General features: G+C 57.4%; 9 protein-coding genes. 4 read left to right on the forward strand and 5 right to left on the reverse strand.

The window, feature by feature from the left end:
* The first annotated feature begins 76 nt into the window (after positions 1 to 76).
* From AC1ECN_RS32900 to AC1ECN_RS32915, 4 genes are all read left to right on the forward strand, one after another.
* On the forward strand, positions 77 to 841 hold the full coding sequence (locus AC1ECN_RS32900; protein ID WP_477955337.1) for an amino acid ABC transporter permease: 765 nt from the start codon (positions 77 to 79) through the stop codon (positions 839 to 841).
* Between the two features lie 4 nt (positions 842 to 845).
* Positions 846 to 1,502: an amino acid ABC transporter permease gene (locus AC1ECN_RS32905; RefSeq protein ID WP_477955339.1), complete on the forward strand. Its 657-nt coding sequence runs from the start codon at positions 846 to 848 to the stop codon at positions 1,500 to 1,502.
* Between the two features lie 86 nt (positions 1,503 to 1,588).
* Entirely contained in the window at positions 1,589 to 2,320 is a 732-nt protein-coding gene (locus AC1ECN_RS32910; RefSeq protein WP_477955340.1) for a GntR family transcriptional regulator, read from the forward strand.
* A gap of 6 nt (positions 2,321 to 2,326) precedes the next feature.
* Positions 2,327 to 3,913 (forward strand): FAD-dependent oxidoreductase, encoded by a 1,587-nt coding sequence (locus tag AC1ECN_RS32915; protein WP_477955342.1) that lies wholly within the window; start codon positions 2,327 to 2,329, stop codon positions 3,911 to 3,913.
* Between the two features lie 582 nt (positions 3,914 to 4,495).
* On the opposite strand, the gene AC1ECN_RS32920 is transcribed toward AC1ECN_RS32915, so the two are convergent.
* The 5 genes from AC1ECN_RS32920 to AC1ECN_RS32940 all read right to left on the reverse strand — a co-directional run.
* Entirely contained in the window at positions 4,496 to 4,750 is a 255-nt protein-coding gene (locus tag AC1ECN_RS32920) for a hypothetical protein (RefSeq protein WP_477955344.1), read from the reverse strand.
* Positions 4,751 to 5,020: 270 nt separating this feature from the next.
* Entirely contained in the window at positions 5,021 to 5,950 is a 930-nt protein-coding gene (locus tag AC1ECN_RS32925; RefSeq protein WP_477955345.1) for an electron transfer flavoprotein subunit alpha/FixB family protein, read from the reverse strand.
* A gap of 25 nt (positions 5,951 to 5,975) precedes the next feature.
* On the reverse strand, positions 5,976 to 6,725 hold the full coding sequence (locus tag AC1ECN_RS32930; protein WP_477955347.1) for an electron transfer flavoprotein subunit beta/FixA family protein: 750 nt from the start codon (positions 6,723 to 6,725) through the stop codon (positions 5,976 to 5,978).
* Between the two features lie 451 nt (positions 6,726 to 7,176).
* Positions 7,177 to 8,322, reverse strand: a complete 1,146-nt coding sequence (locus AC1ECN_RS32935; protein ID WP_477955349.1) for a CaiB/BaiF CoA transferase family protein — start codon at positions 8,320 to 8,322, stop codon at positions 7,177 to 7,179.
* Between the two features lie 51 nt (positions 8,323 to 8,373).
* Positions 8,374 to 9,308: electron transfer flavoprotein-ubiquinone oxidoreductase (locus tag AC1ECN_RS32940; protein WP_477955350.1), on the reverse strand; the 935-nt coding region annotated here is incomplete at its 5' end.

The following is a 9,308-nucleotide window of genomic DNA, read 5'->3' on the forward strand; positions in this document are numbered from 1 at the left end:
CCGATCCGCCTATTTTTGTTTTTCTCGATCTTTTTGAGATCGCCTTGGCGACATTTATGCCCCGAATCTATCTGTCTTGCAATATGAAATCATATATGATGTTGACGAAACTTCCGCTCGGGCGTATCGATTAAACTCGTCGCAGAAGAAAGCGGGCATAGAAAAAGGGAACGTCATGAATCTCGATTTCTCGATCATCCTGGCGCAATGGCCGCGCTTCCTTTGGGGATTGGGCTATGATCTCTGTTTCGCTTTTGCCGGCTTTGCGATCGGCTGCGTTGTCGGTTTCATTTCCTACCTGGGTTCGGCGTCCCGCTCAAAGCTTACCCGAGCAATCTCATACGTTTACGTGCAGATCGTTCGTGGCCTGCCAATGTATTTATTGCTTCTGTGGGTCTATTTCGGGCTTGCAACAAAATTCGGTTTGGCGTTGACTGGGCCGCAGTCGATCATCATCGCCATCGCGATTATGAGCTCGGCATTTGCCTCTGAGATTTTCAGGACCGGCTATAATTCGATCGACGTCGGTCAGATCGAAGCTGGCAAGGCACTTGGTCTTTCTGATTACCGGATCAATCGCACCATTCTGTTTCCGCARGTCGTCCGGGTCGTGATCCCGCCCCTTTTGAACGTCTTCGTGATCTGCTTCAAAGCGTCGACCTACGCGGCGGTGATCGCGGTTCCGGAACTTATCTATGCGGCTCAAGATATCAGCTTGAACCAGTACAGGCCGTTCGAGGCCTACATCTCGGTCGCGGTCTTGCTGATCGCGACGATGCTGGTGCTGTCGCTTCTCGTTAAAATGATCGAAACCCATCTCAAGGAAAGTCAAGGGACTTGAGCCTATGAATAGCTGGTACGCTGTCCTCAACCACCTGCCCGCTATGCTTTACGGGCTTCGTTTCACATTCTTGATTGCAATCGTTTCGCTAGCGCTTTCGATGGTGTTCGGCGGCTTGATTGTATCGCTTCTTAGGAGCAAATCCGCGAGCGCGCGCGCGATTGGGTTTCTCTATATCCAGATCTTCCGTTCGCTGTCGCCCTACGTCTATGTTTTGCTTGTCTACTTCGCCCTGGCGGGGGCGACCGGCTGGAAGATGGACCCGGTCACGGCCGCCATCATTTCCTTGACGTTGCTGAACACGGCTTATGTCGCGGAGATCTATCGCTCTGTATTGCTCACCATTGACGAGGGCCAATGGGAAGCGGCTGCAGCAATGGGACTGACCAACTGGAAAACCAACTCGGTCGTTATTTGGCCGCAGGCGCTGCGCACCGCAATTCCTCTTGTTCTGAACCAGTTCATCGTGATCTTAAAGGATTCCGCCATAGTTGGGATCATTGGCGTCAAAGATATCGTCTACGTTGCCAATGCCCAGGCGTCCATCACTTACAAACAGTTTGAGTACCTCACCGCAGTTGGGCTGATATTTATCCTGATTGTCTTCGTCCTGTCTCAGCTGAGCATGAGCCTTGAGCGGCGGCTCGCCTGGAAACACTAGCTCTTGCGGAAGCCCCTCGGAGTCTTTACGCCGAAAGGAAATCAAATCTGATTTTCGATTTGATTGTTTACGTTGGAGAGTGACGCATGGCAAAGGTGGTGGCGCCTGCCACAGAAGCTAAAAGCAAACAACAACTCGCCTACGATTACATCAAGGCTGGAATAGATCGCGGCCTCTATGCTCCTAAACAGCGACTTGTGATCGATACTCTCGCAAAAGAGCTATCTATCAGCCCGGTACCAGTGCGAGAGGCAATCCGCCGGTTGGAAGCAGAAAGCTTGGTCATATTCAGCAAGAATTCCGGCGCGATCGTGGCAGGGGCTGATCCCGATCTTTGGGCCGAACAGATGGAACTGCTGGCCGTGCTTGAGGGCTACGTAACCGGTGCCGCCGCGCCGAGAATTACGGCCGGCGACATCAAACAGCTTCAGAAAATCAATGAACGCATGGAACAGGACCTTGCTTCCTTTGACCTGTCGGGCTGGACCCAGGGCAACCTGGACTTCCATTCCGTCATTAACAGGCGGTGCCCGAACGAAACGATCGTTGAGCAGATCGCGCAACTGAGATCGCGGATTGCGATGATCAACCGCTTCATCCAACCGCGGACGGAAGCGACCATCCTGCATACGCTTGGAAAGGACAGCGGGAAATCGACCCTTCATGGGCATGAGTGGATCATCTCGGCCTATATCGCCAAGAAGTCGCCCGCCGAGATCGAAGCGCATGTCCGCCACAATATCATTTCACTCACTGCGGAGACGCATCGCAATCTGGTGAATAACCACGACCGGCGGGTGAGCAGATCGATGGGATAACCCTACATGGATCAAAATGCATATGATGTCGTCGTTCTGGGAAGCGGTGGCGCTGGATTGCTGACGGCGCTCGCTGCGGCCTCAAGGGGCCTATCGGTCGGCCTCTTTGAAAAGTCGCCTTTGCTTGGTGGAACCACAGCGATATCCGGCGGCGGGATATGGATCCCCAATAACCATGTAATGCAGAGATCCGGTTTTGCTGATCACGAGAGCGACGGCGAGGCCTATCTCAGTAGGTTAACACTGGGCGAAACCGACCCCGAACTCCTTCGTGCGTTCTTGAAAGCCGGTCCAGAAATGTTGCGCTTCCTGGAGCGGCATTCCAACCTGCGCTTCTTTAGCGTTGATCGTCCCGACTATCATCCCGGTTGGGCGGGCGCGCGAGCTGGCCGGTCGGTCGAGCCTCTACCGTTCGAGCCGGCGATGGACGCGAACCTATTTTCGATGCTCCGATATTCGCACCTGCGTCAGCCGGTCACATCGACGGAAGGTCGCAAGGGACTTGCGGCAAAAATCATCGCAGACCGGCAGCAGCGTAACGTTCGCACGCAAGGTGCCGGCTTGGTGGCAGGGCTCGTGCAGGCATGTGCCAAGCTCGGCGTGCAATTTCATGTCAATCAAGCCGCAAAAGGCCTGTCCTTCAAAGACGGGCGTTGTGTCGGAGTACAGACCATAGCGGGCTCAACGTCGGCCAGACTTGGTGTCGTTCTATCCACGGGCGGCTTTGAATGGAATCCCGCACTTGTCTCTGCCTATCTGTCTGGATTTTCCAGTGCGCCGACCACGCCGCCGGGTAATGAAGGCGACGGCTTGAGTTTTGCCCTTCAGGCCGGCGCAGCCGTTGCAAATATGACGGAAGGTTGGTGGACCGCCGCATATCGTATTCCTGACGACGTGCTGGATGGAAAGCCGCTGACGCGCAACATGGTCCGCGAATTGGCTCTACCGGGCTCGATCATGGTCAACCGGAAAGGCGAGCGCTTCGCGAACGAAGCGAGCTCATACAATGATCTCGGCATGTCCCTCAACGCCTTCGACCCCGGTTCGTTTTCCTATCCGAACAGACCCGCCTGGCTCATTTTCGATAATGCCTTCAAGACCCGTTATGCCGTCGCGTCTATTTCCCCGAGAGAGCCGGTTCCAGACTGGATGGTCAGGGCCGGGTCCATCTCAGAATTAGCCGATAAGCTATGCATTTCGGCCGAAGGACTAAACGCGACGGTCGGCCGTTTTAATGGTTACGCCCTCACCGGACATGATCTCGATTTTGGCCGCGGTGACGACATGCACGGCCGTTATTATGGCGACGACCGCCATCTCCCAAATCCCTGCTTGGGGACGATTAGCGTCGGACCCATCTACGCCGTGGAAATCTTGCCTGGAAACAACGGCACAAAAGGCGGGGTGAAGACGACGTCACGCGGCGAAGTCATGCGCCAGGACGGGTCTTTGATCGAAGGGCTTTTTGCGTGCGGAAATGTTGCCGCAAGCATATTCGGGAAAGGTTATCCGGGCCATGGCGGATCGCTGGGACCAATCTTAACGGCATCCTACACTCTAGGGACGGAGATCGGCACCCAAGACCTCAAGTAATCTGTGAGGCCTAGCAGACAGCTTTCCGGCTCCGGAATGGGATGGGCGTGAGTGGCAACACGCCTTCGGGAGCAGGTCGTACTGGGGCACATTAGATCGTCCTTATCGAGTCCAATTCGAGAGCGGCAAGGTTGAGACGCTTGTGCGAGGCGTCGTCAGCGCCGGATCCACCCAAAAGCCTATCCGTCAGCTGCTGCCACTCAATTTCCCGCAATACTCCCAGCACCCTCGGGCTACAAGGCAACAGCGGCGCGACGGTATTCAATGAAAGGCACGCCGTTGCCTTACGGACAGCTCAAACCCAGTCCAAAACGTAAGCAATTCCCCCGCGCGATATGTCCCCATGCCCGTTCCCCGTCAACGCGACCTAGATGTTTAGTCCCGGCATTTGAATCGTTTAGTTAGACTACGTGCTTGTTTCTCGGTCGGTGGCTGAGGTGCCTGCAAGCACGCCACCATTCGCAAAGATCTAGTGGACATGTTCGTCAATGGGCGTGTCGCCAATCAAGACTGGTGATCCGGGGCCAGTTGCCACCAGAGAAGACGACGGCGCTGACGTCGCGAAGACCGGCAAGCTTCTCTTCACTCGTCGCCTGGTCCCGTTCCTCGATATAGAGCTCTGCGACCTGGGAAATACCTGGGCCCCCGAACGATCTCGGGTGCTTTTCCAGGTATCCGCCCGGCTCGTGCTACACGACGGTTGCCAGCACCAATTCCGTCTTTGACATGCCTTGCGACCTCCTTGAGAACCAGGTGCTCACCGTCATGATCTTCGTGGCCGCCGATGATGATGAGCGTGCCTTCTCGACCGCTGCCAGTCTTTTTCTTCTTCAGCATTCTGCTTTTCCTGAGCTACGACGAGTAAAATGCCGGCCTTGAACTAATTCGAACCGACGACCCACCGATCATTTAGCTGCTGAAAAGCCAGCCTTGTCAAAGCTGGTTAGATGCGCGACGCTGTCAGCCAGTTAGAAACGCGACACTTGCGCTTCGGATCAGCCCCCGATCCGACCGGCTGGGCCGGGTTGCAAGGGAGGAGCGGGGGCGGGGGATCACAAATGAACGCCGAGCAGTCACGCCTGCAAGCGGACCGGTTCTGTTTCCCAGTCAGAGCGCCTTTAGCAATTCCGGCAGGGCGTCGAAGAGATCGGCGACCAGTCCGTAGTCGGCGACCTGGAAGATCGGCGCCTCCTCGTCCTTGTTGATGGCGACGATCACCTTCGAATCCTTCATGCCGGCCAGATGCTGGATGGCGCCTGAAATKCCGCAGGCAATATAGAGCTGCGGCGCAACCACCTTGCCGGTCTGGCCGACCTGCCAGTCGTTCGGCGCATAGCCGGCATCGACGGCGGCTCTGGATGCGCCGACGGCAGCACCGAGCTTATCGGCGAGCGGCAGGATGACCTCCCTGAACTTCTCGGCAGAACCCAGCGCCCGGCCGCCGGAAATGATGATCTTCGCAGACGTCAGCTCCGGACGGTCGGAGGCCGACAGCGCGTCCCTGACGAAGGTCGAAAGCCCCGGATCGGAAACCGCCGGAATTGCCTCGACCACGGCCGAACCACCGTCCGGTGCGGAGGCGAAGGAGGCGGTGCGCACGGTGATCACCTTCTTGGCATCGGTCGCCTGCACCGTCTGGATGGCATTGCCGGCATAGATCGGCCGCTTGAAGGTGTCAGCAGAGATCACCTCGATGATCTCCGAGACCTGGGCGACGTCGAGGAGGGCTGCCACACGCGGCAGTACGTTCTTGCCGACCGAGGTGGCCGCCGAGATGATCGTGTCGTAGCTTCCAGCCAGCGAGACGATCAGGTCGGCCAGCGGTTCGGCCAGATTGTTGGCGAGTTCGTCGCTTTCGGCCAGCAGCACCTTGGAGACGCCGGCAAGCTTTGCCACTTGTTCGGCAGCGGGCTTGGCAGCTTTGCCAGCAACCAGCACATGCACGTCGCCGCCAATCTTTGCGGCTGCCGTCAGCGTCTTGGCGGTCTGGTCGGAAAGGCTTGCATTGTCGTGGTCAGCCAGAAGAAGAATGGTCATGATGATGGTTCCTGTTCCAGGCTGATTACAGCACGCCGGCTTCGTTTTTAAGCTTGTCGATCAGTTCGGCGACCGACTTGACCTTGACGCCGGCCTTGCGGCCCGACGGCTCTTCCGTCTTCAACACCTTGAGGCGCGGTGTGGTCGAGACACCGAAATCATCAGGCGTCTTCTTGTCGAGCGGCTTCTTCTTCGCCTTCATGATGTTTGGCAGCGAGGCATAGCGCGGTTCGTTCAAGCGCAGATCTGATGTGATCACCGCCGGCAGCTTGATCTCGATCGTCTGCAGGCCGCCATCGACTTCGCGGGTTACCTGAGCCTTGCCGTCCCCGATCTCGATCTTCGAGGCGAAGGTTGCCTGGGCGAGCCCAAGCAGTGCTGCCAGCATCTGGCCGGTCTGGTTCGAATCGTCATCGATCGCCTGTTTGCCGACGATGATCAGCCCCGGCTGTTCGGCATCGGCGACAGCCTTCAAGATCTTGGCAACCGTGAGCGGCTCCACGGCATCGTCGGTCTCGACCAGGATCGCCCGGTCGGCGCCCATGGCAAGGGCGGTGCGCAGCGTCTCTTCGGCCTTGGCAGGACCGATCGAAACGACCACCACTTCCTCGGCCTTGCCGGCTTCCTTCAGCCGCAGCGCTTCTTCCACCGAGATCTCGTCGAACGGGTTCATCGACATCTTCACATTGGCAAGCTCGACACCCGTGCCGTCCGGCTTCACCCGGATCTTCACGTTGTAGTCGACAACCCGTTTGATGGGCACAAGAATTTTCATGCGATTGTTCTCCTTTTCTATCGGGTAAGACCAGGCGTCTCGCCATAGTCGTAGACGTCATCAACTCCGTGGCCAATGCCGAAGCGGAAAGAGGTTCGGAGGGTGTGATGGTCGCAGTTATGGTTATCCGGTGGCAGCCGGTGTCAGCGGCACACCCTGCCTAAGCCAAACCATGGCCTCCTTTTCGGAGAAGCCAGCGACCGGCCATTGGAAGAGCCGTGCCTGCGCAGCAATCGGTTTATCTGCCAATATCTCATCAAGAAGGCGCCACCCACGAGCCCGGAAGGATAACCTGACGATCATACTTCAAGAACTGTATTGTCCTGGCGATTTGGATGCGCTCCGAGGTGGGCATGCACACCTAAACCAGTCTATGCTGCAGAAATTGGCAGATTCCGGGCTCTCTGCCGTTCAAAATCGCTCCGGGCATAACCCAACTAGGCCACAAAAGTCAGTCCATCGAAGACCAGTCCGATCGAACTTTACCATTGTGCTCGCCAAGCCTCGGCGACTTGTGATGCGAGGTCAGCAGCGCCCCCGAGAAGATGATCGGCGTCCGGATGCCCGGAATCCCTTCATTCTCCACCGCCATCTTGCGATACACCACTTGCGGATCTGCGAATACGTCCTCCACGGTGTTGATTGGACCGGCCGGAACGCCGACACGCGCAAGATCGGCCAGCAGATCCGTCCGTTGGAAGAGCTTTGTCTGCGCTTCCATCACGGAGGTCAGTTCCGCTCGATGACGCACTCTGTCCGCGTTCGTCTTGAAACGGTCGTCGGCTGCTACAGCGGATAGCCGGAGGATATCGCATGTACGTGCGAACTGGCTGTCGTTGCCGCAGGCGATAATGATACTGCCGTCGGATACCGGGAATACCTGGTATGGCGCGATGTTGGGATGGGCATTTCCGAGCCGCGTCGGCGCCTTTCCCGATGCGAGGAAATTCATCGCCTGGTTGGCCAACACTCCCACCGTGCTGTCCAGGAGGGCCATATCGATATGCTGTCCCTCGCCTGTGCTGTTGCGCAGGATCAAGGCGGCCTGGATAGCGATGACCGAATAGAGCCCGGTGAAGATATCGCCGAATGCGACACCGATTTTCTGCGGCTCCCGATTAGGTTCACCTGTCAGGTCCATGATGCCGGCCATGCCCTGAACGATGAAATCGTACCCCGCGCGCTCGGCATATGGGCCGGTTTGACCAAAGCCAGTAATCGAGCAGTAGATCAGCTTCGGATTGATCGCCTTCAGGCTTTCGTAATCAAGACCGAATTTCTTCAACGAACCTACTTTGAAGTTCTCGATGACGACGTCTGCGTTCGCGATCAGTGAACGAACTTTTTCGACGTCTTCCGCCGACTTGAAGTCGGCTGTGATGCTAAGCTTTCCGCGGTTGCAACTATGGAAGTAGGCCGCGGCGACATCATTTCCATCTTCGATAAAAGGAGGCCCCCAGCGACGTGTATCGTCGCCCTCTGGGCTTTCCACCTTGACGACCGTCGCACCCAAATCCGCAAGGGTCTGACCTGCCCAAGGGCCAGCCAAGATTCGCGCGAGTTCCACAACCCGGATGCCTTGAAGCGGAAATTGCATCAATACTCCCCTTAAACTCTCTCAGTCAAAAGCAGCCCGCAATGGCTGCTGCTACATATTCGGATAAACCGGCCCCTCGCCGCCCTGCGGCGGCACCCAGTTGATGTTCTGGTTGGGATCCTTGATGTCGCAGGTCTTGCAGTGCACGCAGTTCTGGGCGTTGATGACGAAGACGTCCTTGCCATCCTTTTCCACCCATTCATAGACGCCGGCCGGACAGTAGCGCGTCGACGGGCCGGCATAGATGTCATGCTCGGACGACTTCTGCAGGTTCATGTCCTTGACCTGAAGATGCACCGGCTGGTCTTCCTCGTGATTGGTGTTCGACAGGAACACCGAGGACAGCCGGTCGAAGGTCAAGACGCCATCGGGCTTCGGATAGGCGATCGGCTTGTGCTGCGACGCCGGCGCCAGGCTCTCAGCATCGGTCTTGCCATGCTTCAGCGTGCCGAAGACGGAAAAGCCGAACAGCGTGTTGGTCCACATGTCGAAGCCGCCGAGCGCTACGCCAAGCGCCGTGCCGAACTTCGACCACAGCGGCTTGACGTTGCGAACACGCTTGAGGTCGCGGCCGATATCGCCCTTGCGCCATTCATTCTCGATCTCGATCACGTCGTCATGGCTGCGGCCAGCTTCGATCGCCGCAGCGATCTTCTCGGCCGCCAGCATGCCCGACAGCACTGCATTGTGGCTGCCCTTGATGCGCGGCACGTTGACCAGACCGGCCGAACAGCCGATCAGTGCGCCGCCAGGGAAGGAAAGCTTCGGCACCGACTGATAGCCGCCCTCGGTGATGGCACGCGCCCCGTAGGACAGGCGCTTGCCGCCCTCGAAGGTGGTGCGGATCGCCGGATGGGTCTTGAAGCGCTGGAATTCCTCGAAGGGATAGAGATAAGGGTTCTTGTAATTGAGATGGACGACGAAGCCGACGGCCACCAGATTGTCTTCCAGGTGATAGAGGAAGGAGCCGCCGCCGGTCTTCATGC

The organism is Rhizobium sp. 01N447_2, assembly GCF_056399245.1.

Excerpts from the sequence above, each read along its gene's own strand:
- AC1ECN_RS32905 (WP_477955339.1), top strand. The coding sequence starts at position 846 with ATGAATAGCTGGTACGCTGTCCTCAACCACCTGCCCGCTATGCTTTAC.
- AC1ECN_RS32910 (WP_477955340.1), top strand. The coding sequence starts at position 1,589 with ATGGCAAAGGTGGTGGCGCCTGCCACAGAAGCTAAAAGCAAACAACAA.
- AC1ECN_RS32915 (WP_477955342.1), top strand. The coding sequence starts at position 2,327 with ATGGATCAAAATGCATATGATGTCGTCGTTCTGGGAAGCGGTGGCGCT.
- AC1ECN_RS32920 (WP_477955344.1), bottom strand. The coding sequence starts at position 4,750 with ATGCTGAAGAAGAAAAAGACTGGCAGCGGTCGAGAAGGCACGCTCATC.
- AC1ECN_RS32930 (WP_477955347.1), bottom strand. The coding sequence starts at position 6,725 with ATGAAAATTCTTGTGCCCATCAAACGGGTTGTCGACTACAACGTGAAG.
- AC1ECN_RS32935 (WP_477955349.1), bottom strand. The coding sequence starts at position 8,322 with ATGCAATTTCCGCTTCAAGGCATCCGGGTTGTGGAACTCGCGCGAATC.